Source organism: Micromonospora sp. RP3T, from assembly GCF_003027925.1.
Lineage (GTDB): Bacteria > Actinomycetota > Actinomycetes > Mycobacteriales > Micromonosporaceae > Micromonospora.
In genome coordinates this window covers 25,223-44,609 of record NZ_PYPS01000048.1, presented here as the reverse complement: position 1 = coordinate 44,609, position 19,387 = coordinate 25,223, and the positions used below count along the sequence as shown (strand labels likewise).

17 protein-coding genes are annotated in these 19,387 nt (G+C 72.8%); 7 read left to right on the top strand and 10 right to left on the bottom strand.

What is annotated here, in order from left to right; translation table 11 throughout:
* Both C8054_RS28495 and C8054_RS28485 read right to left on the bottom strand, forming a co-directional pair.
* The coding region (locus tag C8054_RS28495) for an ALF repeat-containing protein (protein ID WP_199199960.1) at positions 1-966 on the bottom strand (966 nt) is incomplete at its 3' end.
* Positions 967-1,830: 864 nt separating this feature from the next.
* On the bottom strand, positions 1,831-2,121 hold the full coding sequence (locus C8054_RS28485; RefSeq protein ID WP_107162244.1) for a hypothetical protein: 291 nt from the start codon (positions 2,119-2,121) through the stop codon (positions 1,831-1,833).
* A 391-nt stretch (positions 2,122-2,512) separates the two neighbouring features.
* Between C8054_RS28485 and C8054_RS28480 the strand changes: the two genes are divergently transcribed.
* Positions 2,513-3,316: a helix-turn-helix transcriptional regulator gene (locus tag C8054_RS28480; protein ID WP_107162243.1), complete on the top strand. Its 804-nt coding sequence runs from the start codon at positions 2,513-2,515 to the stop codon at positions 3,314-3,316.
* Positions 3,307-3,498, top strand: coding sequence for a DUF397 domain-containing protein (locus C8054_RS28475; protein WP_107162242.1), 192 nt, complete (start codon positions 3,307-3,309; stop codon positions 3,496-3,498). The genes C8054_RS28480 and C8054_RS28475 overlap by 10 nt, the downstream gene beginning before the upstream one ends.
* A 323-nt stretch (positions 3,499-3,821) precedes the next feature.
* Here the strand turns inward: C8054_RS28475 and C8054_RS28470 are convergent, their stop codons facing one another.
* Entirely contained in the window at positions 3,822-4,952 is a 1,131-nt protein-coding gene (locus C8054_RS28470; RefSeq protein ID WP_107162241.1) for a GNAT family N-acetyltransferase, read from the bottom strand.
* Between the two features lie 81 nt (positions 4,953-5,033).
* Positions 5,034-5,738 (bottom strand): amino acid-binding protein, encoded by a 705-nt coding sequence (locus C8054_RS28465; RefSeq protein WP_107162240.1) that lies wholly within the window; start codon positions 5,736-5,738, stop codon positions 5,034-5,036.
* 148 nt (positions 5,739-5,886) lie between these two features.
* Here C8054_RS28465 and C8054_RS28460 point away from each other — a divergent pair, with 148 nt between their 5' ends.
* Positions 5,887-6,960, top strand: a complete 1,074-nt coding sequence (locus C8054_RS28460) for a phosphotransferase family protein (protein WP_107162239.1) — start codon at positions 5,887-5,889, stop codon at positions 6,958-6,960.
* Positions 6,960-8,171 (top strand): acyl-CoA dehydrogenase family protein, encoded by a 1,212-nt coding sequence (locus C8054_RS28455; protein WP_107162238.1) that lies wholly within the window; start codon positions 6,960-6,962, stop codon positions 8,169-8,171. The genes C8054_RS28460 and C8054_RS28455 overlap by 1 nt, the downstream gene beginning before the upstream one ends.
* Positions 8,172-8,281: 110 nt before the next feature.
* Here C8054_RS28455 and C8054_RS28450 read toward each other — a convergent pair whose 3' ends face one another.
* The 5 genes from C8054_RS28450 to C8054_RS28430 form a co-directional block, all read right to left on the bottom strand.
* Positions 8,282-9,328: a LacI family DNA-binding transcriptional regulator gene (locus C8054_RS28450; protein WP_107162237.1), complete on the bottom strand. Its 1,047-nt coding sequence runs from the start codon at positions 9,326-9,328 to the stop codon at positions 8,282-8,284.
* 86 nt (positions 9,329-9,414) lie between these two features.
* Positions 9,415-10,848 carry a GH1 family beta-glucosidase gene (locus tag C8054_RS28445; protein ID WP_107162236.1) on the bottom strand — a complete coding sequence of 478 codons (1,434 nt, stop codon included), beginning with the start codon at positions 10,846-10,848 and terminating at the stop codon, positions 9,415-9,417.
* Positions 10,845-11,747, bottom strand: coding sequence for a carbohydrate ABC transporter permease (locus C8054_RS28440; protein WP_107162235.1), 903 nt, complete (start codon positions 11,745-11,747; stop codon positions 10,845-10,847). Before C8054_RS28440 ends, C8054_RS28445 begins: the two co-directional genes overlap by 4 nt.
* 10 nt (positions 11,748-11,757) lie before the next feature.
* Positions 11,758-12,735, bottom strand: a complete 978-nt coding sequence (locus C8054_RS28435) for a carbohydrate ABC transporter permease (RefSeq protein ID WP_107162234.1) — start codon at positions 12,733-12,735, stop codon at positions 11,758-11,760.
* Between the two features lie 121 nt (positions 12,736-12,856).
* Positions 12,857-14,176: an ABC transporter substrate-binding protein gene (locus C8054_RS28430; RefSeq protein WP_107162233.1), complete on the bottom strand. Its 1,320-nt coding sequence runs from the start codon at positions 14,174-14,176 to the stop codon at positions 12,857-12,859.
* 335 nt (positions 14,177-14,511) lie between these two features.
* Between C8054_RS28430 and C8054_RS28425 the strand changes: the two genes are divergently transcribed.
* A complete protein-coding gene (locus C8054_RS28425) occupies positions 14,512-15,267 on the top strand; it encodes a pyrimidine reductase family protein (RefSeq protein ID WP_107162232.1) in 756 nt (251 codons plus the stop codon).
* A gap of 130 nt (positions 15,268-15,397) precedes the next feature.
* Positions 15,398-15,799 carry a hypothetical protein gene (locus C8054_RS28420; RefSeq protein ID WP_107162231.1) on the top strand — a complete coding sequence of 134 codons (402 nt, stop codon included), beginning with the start codon at positions 15,398-15,400 and terminating at the stop codon, positions 15,797-15,799.
* Here the strand turns inward: C8054_RS28420 and C8054_RS28415 are convergent, their stop codons facing one another.
* The gene (locus C8054_RS28415; protein ID WP_107162230.1) at positions 15,800-17,425 is read right to left on the bottom strand and encodes a hypothetical protein; all 1,626 of its coding nucleotides are present in this window, start codon (positions 17,423-17,425) and stop codon (positions 15,800-15,802) included.
* A 208-nt stretch (positions 17,426-17,633) separates the two neighbouring features.
* Here C8054_RS28415 and C8054_RS28410 point away from each other — a divergent pair, with 208 nt between their 5' ends.
* Positions 17,634-19,382 carry an ATP-binding protein gene (locus C8054_RS28410; protein WP_107162229.1) on the top strand — a complete coding sequence of 583 codons (1,749 nt, stop codon included), beginning with the start codon at positions 17,634-17,636 and terminating at the stop codon, positions 19,380-19,382.
* Positions 19,383-19,387: the final 5 nt, after the last annotated feature.

The following is a 19,387-nucleotide window of genomic DNA, read 5'->3' as shown; positions in this document are numbered from 1 at the left end:
CTTGCCCGCCATCGCGGCGGCCGAGGCGGCGCGGGACGCCGCGTTGGCCGCCACCCGGGCCGCGCGGTTCGCCGCGCTCGCCGCGTTGATGGCGTCCTGGGCCGCGGCGGCGGCCCGACGGGCGGCGTCGGCGGCCCGGCCGGCCGCGGCGGCGGCCTTCTCGGCGGAGTCCTTGGCGGCCGCGGTCTCCGCCGCCGCCCGCTGCGCCGCCTCCTTGGCCAGCTTCGCCGCGGTGACCGCCCGCTTCGAGGCGTCCTCGGCGGCGACCGTCTCCCGGGCCGCCGTCTCGCTGGCCTGCCGCGCCTGCTCGGCGAGCGCGGACACGGTCAGCACCTCCTGGTCCCGCGCCCGGGCCACCTCCTGGCCCCGGTCGAGGAAGTAGCGCAGGTCGTCGGCGTCCCCGTTGAGCGCCGCCTGCCCGGCGGCCTTCACGTTCGGCCCGCCGGCGGTGATGATCTGAGCCACCAGGATGCGGTCGTCCTGCTCGGCCGCCTCGAAGCGGGTGACCAGCAGGAAGTTGGCGATCGTGGTGTCGTCGCCGTTCAGCGCCTGCTGGGCCGCGGCGCGGGTGGTGGAGCCGCCGGCGCTCATGATCCGGCCGACCTGGATGCGCAGGTCCTGCCGCATCGGCTCCTGGTAGCCGGACTCGAGGAACGCGCGGACCGCCGCGTCGCCGCCGGAAAGCGCCTGCTGGCCGGCGGCGTTGACGGTGGGGCCGCTCAGACTCATCATCTGCGCGAGGCGGATCCGCTCGTCGTAGCCGCGCGCCTCGAACTGGCCTGTGGCCAGGAACTGGCTGACCTGCTCATCGCTGCCGGTCAGGCAGGCACGGGCGAGCGTGACGACGTTGGGACCGCCGCTCTTGAGCAACGCGAGCACCTGGGCGCGGTCGGCCGGGACGGACTCCTGCGCCGCGGCGGGTGGGGCGGCGGCGGTGGTCACCAGACCCAGCGCCAGGGCGACCACGGTGGACCGTCGAGCCCAGCCTCGCCGGCGCGGCGGCTTCGTCAGGACATGCTTACGCCAACCGAACATCGAACCCCCGTGGCTCATCGATGCGTGTCGGGCGCCTCCGCCCGCGGAATCGACAGCGTATCGACGCCGGATGGTTCCTGCTGTCCCGCTCGACCGCGAGACCGGCCACAACGGATCGACCAGTGCCCGCGGATCAACACCGCCAGTCGTGCTGGTCCCGCACCCGGTCGATGGTTTCGGGTCAGGTCCGCTTGCGGCTCGCGATCTCATCAGCGAGCTGCTGTACTCGGGCGGGGTCCGTGAGGTCGGGCCTGAGCTGCGCCACCAGATCGTTGAGCTTCTTCCAACCGAACATCCTGACACCTCCCTGACACCGGTGCCGGACTCTCGGCCTGGCGCTTCGCCCTCCCCGTGACTATATGTCGCGGGCCATTCCCTCCGGGCCGGGCGTCCCGTCGGTTTCGGGGGAATCCCCTCGATCAACGACCCGCGCACCCCTGACGGAGAAATGCCATTGCATCGATGAACGCAGATCTGATGCTCTCCGCTGAGCAGCACCGCGAACCCCCGGTTCGCACCGGACGGGCCGCTCGGGAGGTCAACCGCGAGGCTCGGCCCAGGCGGTGAATCGCTCTTCGAGGTCTGCCGGGCACCGGCCGCCATCCAGCTCGGCCAGTTCCTCGGCCGCGGTCCCGTGCAGGGTCAGGAGGTACGCCCTCAGCTCGGCCCTCCGCTCGCGGTAGCGCGCGAGGAGGTTCAGTTTCGCCGTCGAGCACGGCCAGGCCACCCCGCACGCGCGGCAGCGCCAGGTGGGCCGCGACGGGACGTGGTCGGCGGGTCCGGGGCGGCGGGCCATCACACGAGAGCGCCGACGCGCGGGCGGCGCTGCGACACCGGCGGCGGTGGGGTCAGCACGCGCACCCCGCTCCGCCGCACGAACAGGGAGCGGCGGGCGGTCGCGTTGCCGTCCGGGCCGAGCTGGTAGACATCGGCCCACAACCAACCGTCGTACGTCAGCCAGCCCAGCACACGGATCAGCCGGACCGTGATCGGCCGGGCGAACTGCGGCGACGCCGCCCCGGTCAGGTGCAGGACGTCGCCAGCGCGTAGCGCGGGCACTTCCGGCCGGCGGCGTGGCGCGGTCACCGGCCGTGGCCCGGTCGCGGGAAGAGCGTCGTCGTTGCCGGCGACGACAGCCGGTGCGACGACGGAACGCGGTTCGGCCGGACCGGCGGCGGGGTCGACTGCGGGTTGGGGGTCGGCTTCTCCTCGGGCACGAACACGCCCTCCTCTCGCGGGGAAATGGAAGGGGGACCGCCCCGCGCTGACGCCTGCCGGACGAGGCAGTCCCCTGACTGACACGGTCGCCGGGTCTCGGGTGGTCCCTCCCGGCCGCGCCGTCCTGGTGACACTCTTGTGCGTGACCGCCTAGTGTCGGAAGGTGTTCGGCCACGTTGGAGAGACCGCGGCGACCAGCGTCTGCCCTGGTGGGGAGCCTCGGGGGCGCGTCGGCTGAAAGTGGGGAGCGTTGGGGAACATGACCATGACAGCCGCTGAAATCCTGCTCGACGAGCTACGGCGGGCGCGTGCGTCTCGCGGCCTCAGTCAGGACGATTTCGGCAAGCTCATCAGCTACTCGGGCACGCACGTCAGCGCCGTTGAGACAGGCTCGCGCCCGCCGACGGGCGATTACGCCGTCGCGATCGATCGCGCGCTGAAGACCGGGGGAATGTTCGCGCGTCTACTCCATCGGCTTTCCGACCTCGACGCCGCGCCGCTCTGGCTACGCGAGTGGATTACCTACGAGCAGCAGGCCCGCACGTTGCGGTGGTATGAGGTCGCGTGGGTACCCGGACTCTTGCAAACCGAGGCGTACGCACGCGCCGTGTTCGGCAGCGATGGCAGGATCAGTGCCGAGGAGGTGGAGACGCGAGTAGCCAACAGGCTTGCGCGGCAACAGATTCTCGCCAGCGACGACCCGCCGCACCTCGTTGCCGTTCTCGACGACGCAGTCCTTCGGCGTCCCGTCGGCGGCCCCGCAGTGATGCGCGAGCAACTGTTCCACCTGGCGCAGCTCTGCCAGGATCGGCGTCGCGTCAGAATCCACGTCGTACCGCGTGGGGTCGGTGCGTACGCTGGCCTCGACGGGCCGTTTGTCGTCGCAACCCTGGCGGACTTGGTTGACGTGGGCTACCTCGACAACCGACTACGGGGTCAGGTGGTCGAGCGGACCGCCGAGGTAGCGGCCCTACGCGAGCAATGGGAAGCCATCCTCGCCGAGGCGCTGACACTGCAACAGTCCTCCGAGCTGATAACGGAAGTGGCAAAGTCATGGACCTGACTGGCGCGCACTGGCGCAAGAGCACCCGCAGCGGCAGTAACCAAGGGGCCTGCGTCGAGGTCGCCGACAACCTTCCCGGCGTCGTCGGCGTACGGGACTCGAAGGACCCGACCGGCCCGGCGCTCGCCTTCGCGCCGGCCTCTTGGCGGGCGTTCGTCGCCCAGGTTGTCGAGCGCGGCTGACCGCTCCTGAGCCGAGAGCGCCCCGGACCCGTGCGGTCCGGGGCGCTCTGCCGTGTCGGGCGTCGGCGGGCGGCGGGGGCGGCGACGCGTGGTCGGCATCGTGCCGCTGGGCAGGTCGCGGCGGACGAATCGTCAGCTACCTGCCGCCCAGGGACACGAACGGGGCCCCCGCACCGGAGGCCCCGTTCGTGTCACCGTCCCCCGCATCGGAGGTCGGTCAGGGTGGCGCCGCATCGGCGCCGGTGTCGGCTCCCCGCCGGGCCCCGTCGACGTGCCGCGCCGTTGCGGCTCGCCGAGTGGACCCGGCCGGGCTGCCGTCAGTTCTAACCCGGCCGCTGCGCCGGCAGGCCCGCCACGGTGTCCCGGCCGGGCCACGCCGGTCGGACGGCCCCCGGCCCTCGGCCGGCCGGCACGCCCACCCGGCCGGCGGGGGTCAGCGGCAACGTCGCGGTCAGCACGCCGCCGTCGCGGTCCAGCGTCACCGGCCGGTCCAGCCGGCGCAGTGTCCGCAGCATCGGCGTGTTCTCCGCCTGCACGTGCAGCAGCACCGCGGCGCAACCCGCCCGGCCGGCGTGCCCGAGCAGCCGACGCAGCAGCGCCGAGCCGAGGCCCCGTCGCTGCCAGTCGTCCCGGACCAGCAGCGCCGCCTCAGCCTCGTCACCCTCGCCGAGCAGGTTGGCCATCGCCACGACCGGCTCCGCCGCCCCGCCGGAGCCCGCCGTGGCAAGCAGGGTCACCCCCCGCGCCGGTTCGAGCAACCGACGCAGGCGGGCCGGCGACGGGTACGCCGCGCCACTCAGGTAGCGCCGCTGCCGACTCCGCTCCGAGCAGCCGACGTGCAGTTCGCGTACGGCCGGCACGTCGTCGGCGGTGGCCGGCCGCACCGACACCTCCCCGCCGTCGGGCAGCACCAGCGTGACCCGGTGGGCGTCCCGGCGGTCCAGCGTCGCCGCCAGCTCGACCAGCGCCTGCGCCCGGGCGTACTCGGCCGGGGTGAAGCTCGGCTCCCGACGGCGCAGCTCGTAGGCGCCGCCCGCCGGGTCGGCGAGCAGCATCGTGGTGCCGCCCACGCCGCCCGGCGCGGCGGTGGACGTCGGGCGCCAGGTCACCGCGTCGGCGCCCAGCAGCGTCCGCAGCGCCGCGCCGGCGCCCTCCGGATCACGGAGCAGCCGACCGGCCAGACCGAGCGCCCGGGTCGGCTCGTCGGCCAACCCACGCGCCTCACTGCGCGCCACCCAGCAGTCCCGCCCCCGGCCCCGCTCGACCGCGGCCCGCAGCTCGGCCTCGGTGACCTGCTCGGGCGCGTCGACCAGGAAGTCGTCGACGGCGCCGACCTCGGTGGTGTGCACCTGCACGGTGAGGATGTTGACCCCGCGCAACGCGAGGCTCGCCGTGAGCACCGACAGGTAACCCGGCCGGTCGTCCACGGTGGCTCGGATCCGCCACAGCGCCATGGTTGTCTCCCTTCCTCACCACCGACCATGCCGGTCGCCTGTTGCGCGCCCGTTGCCCCGGGGTGACGCCCCGCCACCGGATCAGGTGACGGTGGTCACCGGCGGCGCGCCCACCAGGTCCAGCCGGTCACCGAGGATCACCGCGCTGGCGCGGACGAGTTGGGCGAGCCGGTCCACCTCGGTGGCGTGGAACGCGGCCGCCGAGAGCGGCTCGCCGTGGTCGCGGGAGACCACCAGCACCAGTCCGGCCCGGCCGAACGGCGCCAACGCGTAGTGGTGCCCCTCCGGGCTGGTCAACGCGCGGGCCCGCAGCGGGGTCACCTCGGGCAACCGGGGCGGCGTCGGGGTCCGCCAGCTCGCGTGCCCGACCGTGGCCGAGCCGGCCCCACCGGGACGCGCGGCCCAGTCCAGCGGCACCACCGCGGCCACCGCCCAGTCCGCGGCGAGCAGGCCGGGCACGGCGTCGACGAGCGTGGCCACGCCGTCGGTCGGGTTCGCCGCCACCTGGGCGAGCAGCTCCGCGTCCTGGCCGGTGGTGGTCGGCGTGCCGATCGCCCGCCACACGCCGTCCACCCGGACGCCGGGGATCGCGGCCAGCCCGGCGAGCAGCCGTTCCACCCGCGCCGCCCCCGGCCAGACCACTGTGAAGTCGTCGACCGCCCGCCCACCGAGCCGCTCCAGGACCACCACCTGGACGATGTCCGCCCCGGAGACACCGAGTGTCCGGGCCACCTGGCCGAGCGTGCCCGGTCGGTCGGGCAGGGTCACCCGAACTCTCAGCAGCATGTCTGATCCCCTCCGCTCGGCGGGCCGGCGCGTGGCCGGCAGGCTGTTCCCAGCCTGCCGGCCGGCCGTTTCGTCCCCGTTGCCGCGGCATGTCCCGCCGGGAAAATCCGACCTTGACAACAAAGCTGAGCTGCCGTCGACTATCCGGATGACCGATCCGGCCGTCGACGCCACCCGCACTCCGGCCGGCCCGGCCCCGCGCGGGCTCGACCTCGACCGGCTCGCCGCCCACCTGGCCACCCACCGGCCCGAGCTGGCCGGGCCGCTCTCCGCGCGGCTGATCGCCGGCGGCAAGTCCAACCTGACCTACCTGCTGCGCGCCGGTGACCACGAGGTGGTGCTGCGCCGGCCCCCGCTCGGGCACGTGCTGGCCACCGCGCACGACATGGCGCGGGAACACCGGGTGATCTCGGCGCTGGCACCGACCGGCGTACCGGTCCCCGAGGCGCTGCTGCTCTGCGCCGACGAGAGCGTCATCGGCGCGCCGTTCTACCTGATGGCCCACGTCGACGGCGAGGTCTACCGGCGGCGTGAGCAGACCGACGCGCTCACCGCCGGCCAGCGGCGTGACCTCGCCATGGCGATGATGGACACGCTCGCCACGCTGCACCGGGTGGAGCCGGCCGAGGTCGGGCTGGCCGACTTCGGCCGCCCCGAGGGTTACCTGGCCCGGCAGGTCCGACGCTGGGCCGGGCAGCTCGACCGGTCCCGCAGCCGCCCGCTGCCCGGTATCGACGAGCTGCGCGACGCGCTGGCCGGCAGCGTGCCGGAGGGCGCGAACGCGGGCCGGATCGTGCACGGCGACTACCGGCTGGACAATCTGCTCGCCGCCGTCGACCCGGTGACGGTGCGGGCGGTGCTCGACTGGGAGATGGCCACGCTGGGCGACCCGCTGGCCGACCTCGGCCTGCTGCTGACCTACTGGGACGTGCTGGGCGACAGCGACCTCGCCGAGGGCAACCCGGTGGCGGACGGGATCGGCCCCCGGGCCGGCTTCCCCACCGGCGCCGAGCTGATCGACCGCTACGCCGGCCGCAGCGACGTCGACGTCGGCCCGTTGCACTGGCACGTGGCGCTCGGCTGTTTCAAGCTGGCGGTGATCTGCGAGGGCATCCACTACCGGCACACCCTCGGGCAGACGCTGGGCGAGGGGTTCGACCGGATCGGCGAGATGGTGGCGCCGCTGGTCGCGCACGGTCTGCACGCGGTGAGGGAGAAGTGATGGAGTTCGCGTACGACGACCGCACGGTCGAGCTGCGGCAGCGGCTGGAGGCGTTCCTCACCGAGTGCGTCCTGCCGGCCGAGCCGGTGCACCACGCGCAGGTGCTCGCCGCCGGTGACCCGTGGGCCCGGCCGCCGGTGATGGACGAGCTGAAGGCCGAGGCCCGGGCCCGGGGCCTGTGGAACCTGTTCCTGCCGGACGCGCGCTACGGCGCCGGCCTGACCAACCTCCAGTACGCGCCGCTGGCCGAGCTGACCGGGCGCAGCCCGCACCTGGCCCCCGAGGCGTTGAACTGCGCCGCGCCGGACACCGGCAACATGGAGCTGCTGGCCGAGTTCGGCTCCGACGCGCAGCGGGAGCGCTGGCTCGCGCCGCTGCTGGACGGCACGATCCGTTCCGCGTTCTGCATGACCGAACCGGAGGTCGCCTCCTCCGACGCGACGAACATCGCCACCCGGATCACCCGCGACGGCGACCACTACGTGGTCGACGGCCGCAAGTGGTGGTCGTCCGGGGCGATGGACCCGCGCTGCGAGATCTTCATCGTGATGGGCAAGACCGACCCGGACGCCGACCGGCACCGCCAGCAGAGCATGATCCTGGTCCCCCGGGACACCCCCGGCGTGACGGTACGCCGGGGCATGACCGTCTTCGGCTACTCCGACGCCCCGCACGGCGGGCACGCCGAGATCGACTTCACAGGTGTCCGGGTGCCGGTGGAGAACCTGGTCGGCGCCGAGGGCACCGGCTTCGCCATCGCCCAGGCGCGGCTCGGCCCGGGGCGGATCCACCACTGCATGCGGCTGGTGGGCATGGCCGAACGGGCGCTGGAGCTGCTCTGCCGCCGCGCGCTGGACCGGGTGGCGTTCGGCCGCCCGCTCGCCGAGCAGGGCGTGGTGCGGGAGTGGATCGCCGAGTCCCGGGTCCGGATCGAGCAGGCCCGGCTGCTGGTGCTCAAGACCGCCTGGCTGATGGACACCGTGGGCAACAAGGGCGCGCACACCGAGATCCAGGCCATCAAGATCGCTACCCCGGCGATGGCCGAGTGGGTGATCGACAAGGCGATCCAGGCGTACGGCGGGGCCGGCGTCAGCCAGGACACCCCGCTCGCCGCGCTCTGGGCCCAGGCCCGCACGCTGCGCCTGGCCGACGGCCCCGACGAGGTCCACCGCGCGTCCCTCGCCCGCCGCGAACTCCGCCGCTGGTCCTGACCCCACCCCTCCCCCACGCCCGCTGATTCACGGAAAGCGTGGTCATCGCGCGCGGAATGACCACTCTTTCCGTGAATCAGCGCGGATCGTGCGAGGTGGTGGAGGGTACGTCAGGCGGAGGCGCGGTGGATCAGCTCGGTGTTCAGGAGGACGTGCGGGGACGGGACGTCGTCACCGCGGATACGGGAGACCAGGAGTCGGGCCATCTGCCGGCCCATCTCCTCCACCGGCTGGAACACCGTGGTCAGCGGCGGCTCGGCCTGGCGGGCGATCGGGGCGTCGTCGAAGCCGATCACCGCCACGTCCTCGGGCACCCGGCGACCCGCCTCCCGCAGCGCGCGCAACGCGCCGAAAGCCATCAGGTCGGAGGCGACGAAGACGGCGTCCAGATCCGGGCAGGAGTCCAGCAGCCGACGCATGGCCGCGGTGCCGCTGCCCTCGCTGAAGTCCCCGTACGCGATCAGGCCGTTCTCGACCATGCCCCCGGCGGCGCGCACCGCCTCCCGGTAGCCGGAGAGCCGGGCCAGGCCGGCGCCCATGTCCTGCGGGCCGGCGATGGTGGCGACGCGACGCCGCCCCCGGGCGAACAGGTGCTCCACCGCCTGCCGGGCGCCGCCGACGTTGTCCACGTCGACGAACCACGCCGGCTGGGCGTTCGGGTGCAGCATCCGGGCCGGCCGGCCGCCGAGCACCGCCGGCAGGCCGCGCTCCTCCAGCAGCGTGGGCAGCGGGTCCGAGTCGTGCAGGGACAGCAGCAGTACGCCGTCCACGTGCTGGTTGGTCAGGTGGTGCTCGACCCGCTCCCGCTCGATCGGCGACTGCACCATCGCCAGCCAGAGCTGCATCGGCGTCTCCACCAGCCCGGAGCTGACGCCCCGGACGATCGCCGCGAAGAACGGCTCGGTGAAGACCCGCTCCCCCGACTCGGAGACCACCAGGGCCACCGAGTCGGTCCGCTGGGTGACCAGCGCCCGGGCGGCCCGGTTCGGCACGTAGCCCAGCTCGGCGATGGCCTGCTGGACGGCCGCCCGGGCCTCCGGACTGACCTGCGGCGAGCCGTTGACCACGCGGGAGACCGTGCCGCGCCCGACGCCGGCGCGGGCCGCGACCGCGTCGAGGGTCGGGCGCCCGAGCGAGCGGGTGCGCTGCGTTGTCATCGTCTTGTGCTCCTCCGACGGTCGGGCGGGCCCGGCACCGGTTGAGGCCCCGGCGCCGGGCACCACCCGTTACTGGCTGGCCCAGCTTATTGTGCGGCCAGGCCGTTGCGTCGGATCACGTCGGCGTACCACCTGGCGCTGGACTTCGCGATCCGGGCCTGGCTGTCGTAGTCGACATAGACCATGCCGAACCGCTTCGTGTAGCCCCAGGCCCACTCGAAGTTGTCCATCAGTGACCAGGCGAAGTAGCCCTTGAGCGGCACCCCGGCCTCGATCGCGGCGTGCGACGCGCGCAGGTGCGCGGCGAAGTAGGCCAACCGGTCCGGGTCGTCGACCCGCCCGTCGGCCAGCGTGTCGACGAACGCCGAGCCGTTCTCGGTGACGTAGAGCGGCAGGTCGGTGTACTCCCGGTGGACCCGCTCCAGCGTCTCGGTCAGGCCCGGGGCGTCGATCTCCCAGTCCATGTCGGTCACCGGCACGCCGCGGGTGACGAACCGGACGTCCTCGCTGCCCGGCCAGCAGGACGGCGCCCGCCAGTAGGGCTCCGGCTCCCCGCCCTCGACCGGCGCGGCGACCACGTGCCGGCTGTAGTAGTTGACCCCGACCATGTCCAGCGGCGTGGAGATGGTGGCCAGGTCGCCGTCGCGGACGTGCCCGAGGTCGGTGACGCCCCGCAGGTCGGCGATCAGATCGGCCGGGTACGCGCCGCGCAGCACCGGGTCCAGGAAGAAGCGGTTGGCCAGCGCGTCGATGCGGCGGGCCGCGTCGGCGTCGGCCGCCGACCCGGTGGCCGGGGTGACCGGGTAGAGGTTCACCGTGATGCCGAGCTCCGCCTGCGGGCGGGACGCCCGCACCGCCTGCACGGCCAGGCCGTGCCCGAGCATCAGGTGGTGCCCGGCCCGGACCGCGTCCGCGCCGTTCGACCGGCCCGGCGCGTGCACGCCGGAGCCGTAGCCGAGGAACGCCGAGCACCACGGCTCGTTCAGCGTGGTGAAGTACTTCACCCGGTCGCCGAGCGCGTCGGCGACCAGCGCCGAGTACTCCGCGAACCGGCCGGCGGTGTCCCGGGCCGGCCAGCCGCCGGCGTCCTCCAGCGGCTGGGGCAGGTCCCAGTGGTAGAGCGTCACCCAGGGCTCGATGCCGTGCCCGAGCAGCTCGTCGACCAGGCGGTGGTAGAAGTCCATCCCCTCCTGGTTCACCCCGCCGGCGCCGCCCGGCTGCACCCGGGGCCAGGAGACGGAGAAGCGGTAGGACCGCAGCCCCAGGTCGGCCATCAGCCGCACGTCGTCCGACATCCGATGGTAGTGGTCACAGGCCACGTCGCCGGTGTGCCCGGCCACCGTCCGACCCTCGGTGTGGCTGAAGGTGTCCCAGATCGACGGCGTACGGCCACCCTCCGCCGCGGCGCCCTCGATCTGGTACGCGGCGGTCGCCGCGCCCCAGAGGAAGCCGGGCGGGAACGTGACGGCCGGGCCCTCGTCGAGAACGCCGACGGCGGGCGGGCTGGCTGGGTTGCTCACGACTTGACGGCGCCTTCCATGATGCCGCCGATGATCTGGCGGCCGAACAGAACGAACACGATGAACAGGGGCAGGGTCGCGATCAACGTACCGGCGAAGATCTGCGAGTTGTCGGCGAAGTAGGCGGTGTTGAGGCTACGGAGCGAGATCTGGACGGTGGGGTTGGACGGGTCGGCCAGCACCACGAACGGCCAGAAGAACTGGTTCCACTGCTCCATGAAGGTGAGCAGGCCGAGCACCGCGGCGGCGGGCCGCAGCGCGGGCATCACCACGTGCCAGTACACCCGCCAGGTCGAACAGCCGTCCACCCGGGCGGCCTCGATCAGCTCGTTCGGGACCGCCTGTTCGGCGTACTGGCGCATCATGAAGATCCCGAAGCCGCCGATGAGGAACGGCACGGTGACCGACGGCATGGTGTTCAGCCAGTCGAGCTTCGCCATCAGGATGTAGAGCGGGAGCACACCGAGCTGGATCGGCACCATCATCGAGGCGAGGATGATCAGCAGCAACGCGTTCTTGCCCCGGAAGCGGAGCTTGGCGAACGCGAAGCCGGCCAGCGAGCCGAAGAACACCGTGGCGATGGTGATCGTCCCGGAGACCAGGAACGAGTTCATCAGGCCCTTGACGACGTTGGCGTCGCCGTTGGCCAGCACCCGCTCGATGTTCTCGCCGAGCTTGCCGCCGGGCAGGAACGGCGGCGGCCAGGAGTTGGCCGCGTCGTTGGTCCGCGAGGCGATGACGATCATCCAGTAGAACGGGAACAGCGACAGGAACACGCCGAGGACCAGCCCGAACCAGGTGAGCGGGCTGGCCTTGAAGAGCCGCTCGGCCCGGTGGGTGGCCTTGACCTTGGCGGGCGCGGCCGGCCGGGTGGGCGGACGGAGTGCGGTGGTCGTCATCTCGTCACCTTCACTTGTCGGAGCTGATGCGACGGGCCAGCAGGTAGTTGATCGTCGACATCAGTGCGATGAGCACGAAGAGCACGAGCGCGACCGCCCCGGCGTACCCCCACCGGAAGCGCTGGTTCATCACGTCGAGCAGGTACATCGTGATGGTCTGGAACTGGCCCTCGGAGCCGCCGGAGAGGCCGCCCGACCCGCTGGTGAACAGCAGCGGCTCGGTGAACAGCTGGAGCCCGCCGATGGTCGAGATGATCAGCGTGAAGATGATCGTGGGGCGCAGCTGCGGGACCGTGATCGACCAGAACTGGCGGCGCCGGGACGCCCCGTCGAGCGCGGCGGCCTCGTACATGTCCTTGCTGATCGACTGCATGGCGGCCAGGTAGATCAGCGCGTTGTAGCCGACCCACCGCCAGTCGACCATGGTGGAGATGGCGAACCAGGAGGCGAAGCGGTTCGCCCGCCAGTCGATCGGGTCCAGACCGACGGCGTCGAGCAGCCAGTTGATCAGGCCGAAGTCCTTGGCGTAGATCATCGAGAAGATCAGCGCGACCACCGCGGTCGAGGTGATGATCGGCATCGCGATGGCCATCCGGAAGAAGGTCTGCGCGCGCAGCTTCCGGTTCAGCGCGTTGGCCAGCATCAGCGCCAGCATCAGCTGGGGCACGGTGGAGAGCACGAACATGCCGAACGTGTTCACCACCGCGTTCCAGAACTGCGGGTCGTCGGTGATCAGTTCGACGAAGTTGTCCAGCCCGACGAAGGAGATCGTCGCGTTGAGCGGGGACCGGTCGGTCAACGCGATCCAGACCGTGTACACGATCGGGTACGCGCTGAACACGGCGAAGAGCAGGAAGAACGGCAGGACGTACAGGTAGGGCGAGTACTTCAGGTCCAGCTTGGTGGCCGAGCTGGCGCGGCGGTGCGAGGTGCGGGCGCGCGGCGGGCGGGGCTCGGGCGGCGCCGTGGCGTGCAGGTCGAGGCTCATCAGGAGTCCTTCTCCTCGGCCGGCGTCGCCCGCCTCACGGGCGACGCCGGGCTCTGCGGGCACCGCGGGTGGCGCCGGCAGCACGGGGCTGCCGACGCCACCCGCGAGCGGCTCAGCCGGATCACTTACCGGCGGCCGCACCGTTCTTCAAGGCCGCCTGCCACTGCTCGTCGGCGGACTTGCCCTGCTCCACGGCGCGCAGCGTGTTCTCCACGGCGGTGCGGACCGCGTTGTTCTTCGGGCCGAGGTAGACCGGCTTCAGGTCGGTGGCGCCGGCGGCGAAGATCTTGCCGACCGGGGCCTTGCTGAAGTAGTCGTTGGTCGAGTCGGCCACGGCCGGGTCGGTGAGCGCCTGCGGGTTCGACGGCAGGTTGCCGACCGCCTTGTACGCGCCGATCTGGCCCTTGGCGCTGGTCAGGAACTTGGCCAGCTCCGCGGCCTCCTTCTGGTGCTTGCTCGACTTCGGCACGCCGAGGAAGGAGCCGCCCCAGTTGCCGCCCGCGCCGGGGGCCTTGGCGATGTCCCACTTGCCGGCCGCCGCGTCACCGGCCTGGCCCTTGATCACACCGGTCATCCAGGCCGGGCAGGCGATGGTGGCGAAGGTGCCGTTCTTGAAACCGGCGTTCCACTCGTTGGAGAAGGACTGCAGGTTGTTCGACAGCCCGGCGGAGATCATCTTGGTGGTGAGCTGGTACGCGGCCTGCACGTCCGGGTTCTGGTCGATGACCAGCTTGTTGCTCTTGTCGTAGTACGTGTAGCCGGTGCCCTGGCCCGCGATCTGCATCAGCACCACGTTGTAGAAGTTGGTCGCCGAGTCGACGAACTTGTGCTTCTTGTCGGCGGTGGCGAACTTCTGGCCGGCCTCGATGAACTTGTCCCAGGTGGGCCAGAGCGCGCCGACCTGCTCGCGGTCGGTGGGCAGGCCGGCGGCCTTGAACAGGTCGCTGCGGTAGCACAGCGCCATCGAGCCGACGTCGGTGCCGAGGCCCAGCACCTTGCCGTCGGGGGTGGTGCCCTGCTCCCACTTCCACGGCAGGAAGTTGCCCTTGAGGTCGTTGGCGCCGTGGTCGGCCAGGTTCACGAACTTGTCGGCCTGCGCGTAGAACTGGACGATCGTGCCCTCTTCGAGAGCCACCACGTCACCGGCGCCCGAGCCGGCGGTGATCTGCTGGGTCAGGCGGGTGTTGTAGTCGCCCAGCCCGAGGCCCTTGCCACGCTCCTGGATCTTGACGTTGGTGTGCTCGGCTTCGTACTGCTTGTACAGGTCTTCGTAGCCGAAGCCCTGGTCGCCGAAGACGTCGACGACCAGGGTGACCGGGCCGCCGCTGTCCCCGCCGCCCGACGAGTCGTCGTCGTTGCCGCAGGCCGTGGCGCCGGTGAGCACCATGGCGGACGCGAGTGCGATGGCCGCGAAGCGCCGACGGTGAATCGGGACGCTCATCTTCAGACCCCTCTTTTCGGTGGTGAGGCGAGATATCTGTGTGGTGGGGGGTGCGTTTGGCGCCGGGCCGGAGTGGGCAGGAAGGAGATTCACACCACCGCCGGGAGCGCTCCCATGAGATTGCCGGCAGGTAACAGGGGTGTCAATAGGCCGCTGGGAGCGTTCCCATTTCGTTACCGCGTGCGCTCCACCGCCCCCCGCGCGGCATAGGCTGCCAGCATGATCTGCCGAGCCTGCCGGGAGCGGCGGCACCGCGACTGCCGTGGCCGGACGTGGTGCGACTGCCAACACCGCGCACCCGGGCCCACGCCGCCGGTCACCGGGCCGGCCGGCGAATGAGCGGCGGCACGCCGATCGAACGGGTCTGGCCCGCGCCCGGGACCGGTCCGCTCACCGACCCGCAACTCACCGCGCTCTACGACCGGGCGACGCAGCCGCACCTACGGGTCAACTTCGTCGCCAGCGCGGACGGCGCGGTCACCCTGGACGACTATTCCGCCGGGCTCTCCGGCCAGCCGGACAAGCGCGTCTTCGGGCTGCTGCGGATGCTCTGCGACGGCCTGCTGGTGGCGGCCGGCACGCTGCGGCACGAGGGCTACGGCGCGGTCCGGCTGAGCGCCGACCGCCGCGCCTGGCGCCGCGAGCGGGGTCTGGCCGAGTTCCCGACGCTGGTGGTGGTCTCCGGCTCGCTCGACCTCGACCCGGCGCAGGGCTGCTTCGCGGACGCCCCGGTCCGGCCGCTGGTGCTCACCCGCTCCGACGCCGTGCCACCGGCCGGGCTCGCCGAGGTCGCCGACCTGATCCGGTGCGGCACCGACCACGTCGACCTGGCCGCCGGGCTGGCCGAACTGCGCCGCCGTGGGCTGGGCCAGGTGCTCTGCGAGGGCGGCCCGCACCTGTTCGGCGCGCTCACCGCCGCCGACCTGGTCGACGAGCTGTGCCTGACCGTGGCGCCGCTGCTCGCCGGCGCCGGCCCCGGCCGGATCACCGCCGGCCCCGCCAGCGCCCCACGCCACCTGTCCCTGCGGCACGTACTGGCCGCCGCCGACGGCGTGCTGATGCTGCGCTACACCCGCGACCACCCCACCTGACCCAACCCCGCCCCACCCCACCCCGCGCAGATTCCCGGAAAGCGTGGCCGTTCCGCCCGGAACAGCCACGCTTTCCGGGAATCTGCGGGCACGGGGAGGGGGTGGCGGGGGAAGGGCCTAGCCTGGGGAGATGGGCGTGACGGGGCTGGTCGGGCCGGGGGCGGCGCGCCGGCCGCTGCTCGCCGCCGGGCTGCTCACCGCCGCCGGGCTGGTGGACGCGGTGTCGGCCTGGGCGCACACCGGGCACGCCCGGTTCGCCGTGGCGACCGCCGACGGGGTCTACCGGGTCGACCTCGGCGGCTGGGCGTGGGCGCACCTCGCGGTCGGGGTGGCGGTCACCGTCGCCGGGCTGGCGGTGCTCACCGGTCGACGGTGGGCGGTGCCGGTGGCGTGCTGCTGCGTACTGCCGGCGGTCCTGGTCGATCTGCTGCTCCTGCCGTACGCCCCGCTGCGGGCCGTCCTCGTGGTCGCGCTCGACGGGGCCGCGCTGCGGCTGCTGCTGCGGCACCACCGGGCCACGCGGACCGGCTGATCAGCGCGGCTGACAGACCCGGCCGGTACGCGACGGGTCGCCCTCCCGGGTGGCCGACCACAGCGGATTCTGGGTCAGCAGCAGCGACGGCGCCTGCCAGGCCGAGCCGAGGCGCTGGAGCAGGTCGTACTCGCGGCGTGGCCGGTTGATCGGCTCGCCGGCCAGGAACCGGATCACCTCGTCCTGCAGGGCCCGGTCGCCGACCAGGCCGCCGTGGAACGCGGGCGTCTGGTAGACCGGCACGTGGCTGTACTCGCCCGGCGGCGCCTCGGCGGCGGCCACCGTGGGCAGGAACGCGATCATCCGGACCCCCGGCACCGGGCAGAGCGTGCGGTTGCGGTAGAACGGCGCCTCGACGAGGATCGACCGCACGAACGGTTCGTCCGGTTGGTCCTTCACCGGCCGGGGCAGGTTGGCCAGCCAGAACAGCGCCCGCAGTTGCCAGCCGGTGGCCACGCCCCAGCCCTCGTAGCCGGGCGGGGGGTAGTAGGTGCGTCCGGCGCGGACCAGCGGGCTGAACAGCACCGCCGCGGTCACCGGCCCACGCGGCAGCTTGTCCAGGAGGGTACGGACCACCATCGCGCCCTCGCTCTGCCCGACCAGCGCGATCGGCCGTCCGGTGCGTCGGTGCAACGCCCGCACGTGCGCTGCCAGGATCGCGGCGCTGGTGTCCAACGACTGGTGGGTGGCCTCCGGCCGGTACGGCAGCGGACGCCCCGAGGCGTCCAGCCCCTGGTAGGAGTACCGCTCGACCCGGGGGTCGGCGGCCGGTTCGCCGTTCCAGCGCGAGTCGTGCCCGCCCAGCACGATCACCGCCTCCGGCACCCGGTCGGGCAACCGCTGGGCCAGGATCGGCGGGCGCCACTCCCCCTGGCCCCCGGTCGCGATCCCGATGAACGACTCGGCCCACACCGCGCCGACCACGGCCAGCACGATCACGATCGGCGCGGCCGGGAACCGGGGCAGGTGGACCCGGGCCGGCCGCACCGCGGCGTCGACGACCCTCCGCCACAGCGCCCCGTTCGCCGCCCCGGCGAGCGTGGCCACCGGCACTCCCCACCAGCCGGGCACGCTGGAGATCGCCGCGCCGGCCAGGGTGAGCACCGCGAAGTTGAGCGTCGACCAGCCGAACAGCTCGATCGTGGGCAGCCCGCGCCACCAGCGGTCCACCACCCCGGCCCGGGCCAGGAACGGCGCGGTCAGCAGCAGCGGGCCGAGCGAGGCGAACAGGTACCAGGACAGCGCCACCGCGGAGAAGGCGACGGAGAGCGCGGCCCACGGCGAGACCACCAGCGCCGCCACCACGGCGACCTCCAGGTTGCGCCGGAGCAGCGGGCGCCGGGCCGGTCGGGGCGCGTCGACCGGCCATGCCAGCCAGGTGAGCAGCGCGGAGAACAGCCCGCGGAGCACCACCAACGCGAGCAGGCCGAGCCCGAAGCTTCCCCACGAGTCGTGATAGACCAGCAGCCACCGCATGTCGTGGTACGAGTCGTACGGCCAGACGGCGGTGACCTGCGGCGCGAGCGCCCGGGCGGCGTGGAACCGCACGGCGGTCAGCACCGCCTCCTCGATCGCCGGCAGGGTCGCGGCGAGGGTGAACAGCCCGACCAGCCGACCCCGTGCCACGTGCCGCTCTCCCCGCTCTCCGTCCCCCTTGCAGGATCTCCCGCCGAGGGCACGTCGGGAGCGGAATCGCACGTACCGTGTTCGCCCGGATCCGCCCGGCGACGGCCGGCGTGGCGTCCGACGCGTCGCGTGGCAACCTGTCGCATCCCTCGGGCAGGATGCAGGACGTGCGCCGCCCATCCGACGACCAGCCGACCGGAGACCGCCGATGACCGACGACCAGCTCGACGGCCCCGGCGAGGGGGTCGGCCGGGTGCTCGGCACCGCCGACGCCACCCCGCTCACCTTCTGGACGGCCGTCGCCCCGGGGAGCTATCTGCAACTCGACGACGTGGTGGTGACCCGACGCGAGCTGCCCGACCGGGAGCCGGTGACCATCGCCGGCGTGGTGACCCAGGTGCGTGCCCGGCACGAGGGGGCGCAGTTCGACTCCGACGTCTTCGCCATCGCCGACGGCACGCTGCCGGCGCAGGTGCAGGAGGCCGCCGAGATCACCACCACCCGGGTCGATCCGGAGTTCTACGTCCCGCCCACGCCGGGCGCGGTGGTGCACCGGGCCGAGGGGGACGCGCGGGCCCGGGCGCTGCACTTCGACCGGATGGAGCGGCGGATCCCGATGGGGATGGGCCGCGACGGGGTCCCGGTCTACCTCAACGCCGACTTCCTCGACGGCACCCGGGGCGCGCACATCTCGATCTCCGGCATCTCCGGCGTCGCCACGAAGACCAGCTTCGCCACCTTCCTGCTCTACTCGGTGTTCCGCTCCGGCGTGCTCGGCGGCGACGCGGTCAACGCCAAGGCGCTGATCTTCAACGTCAAGGGCGAGGACCTGCTCTTCCTCGACCACCCGAACACCCGGCTCGACGACCCGACCCGCGCGGCGTACGCGAAGCTCGGTCTCGACGCCGGCGCGTTCCCCGACGTGCGGGTGTACGCCCCGCCCCGGGTCGGTGACTCCTCCGGCACGCCGGACGTGAGCAGCCGGCTCACCGGCGTGGACAGCTTCTACTGGACGCTGAGCGAGTTCTGCGCCGACCGGCTGCTGCCCTACGTGTTCGCCGACGCCGACGACGAGCGCCAGCAATACACCATGGTGGTCCACTCGGTCGCCGCTCACCTGGCCCGCTACGCCCAGCCCGCCGACGGCGGGGTGAGCATCGACGGGGTCCGCCTCGGCTCCTACGCCGACCTGGTCGACCACGTGGTCGACCAGCTCAACGACGACGAGACCCGGGGCGACTGGGCCGGCAGCGCGGTCGGCCTGGGCACTGTCAACGCGTTCGCCCGCCGGCTCATCGGCAGCAAGAAGGACCTGGGCCGGCTGATCCGCGGTGACCTGGCCACCCGCCGCCCGCACTCGATCAACACCGCGGAGAGCGCCCAGGTCACCGTGGTCGACCTGCACAACCTGCCGGACCGCGCGCAGCGCTTCGTGGTCGGCGTGACGCTCAAGAGCGAGTTCGAGCGCAAGGAGAAGGCCGGCACCGCCAAGCCGTTGCTCTTCGTCGTGCTCGACGAATTGAACAAGTACGCGCCCCGTGAGGGCTCCTCCCCGATCAAGGAGGTGCTGCTCGACATCGCCGAGCGGGGCCGCTCGCTGGGGGTGATCCTGGTCGGCGCGCAGCAGACCGCGAGCGAGGTGGAGCGGCGGATCGTCACCAACTCGGCGATCCGGGTGGTCGGCCGGCTCGACCCGGCCGAGGCGTCCCGCCCGGAGTACGGCTTCCTGCCGCCCGCCCAACGCCAGCGGGCGCTGCTGGCCAAGCCCGGCACCATGTTCGTCAACCAGCCGGACATCCCGGTACCGCTCTGCCTGGAGTTCCCGTTCCCGGCGTGGGCCACCCGGGTCTCCGAGGCGGGCCGCGCCCCGTCGGAGACGCTACGGTCGATCACACAGGCCGCCGACCCGTTCGCGGTGGTCGGCTCCGGCACCTCCGACGACGACATCCCGTTCTAGGCGGC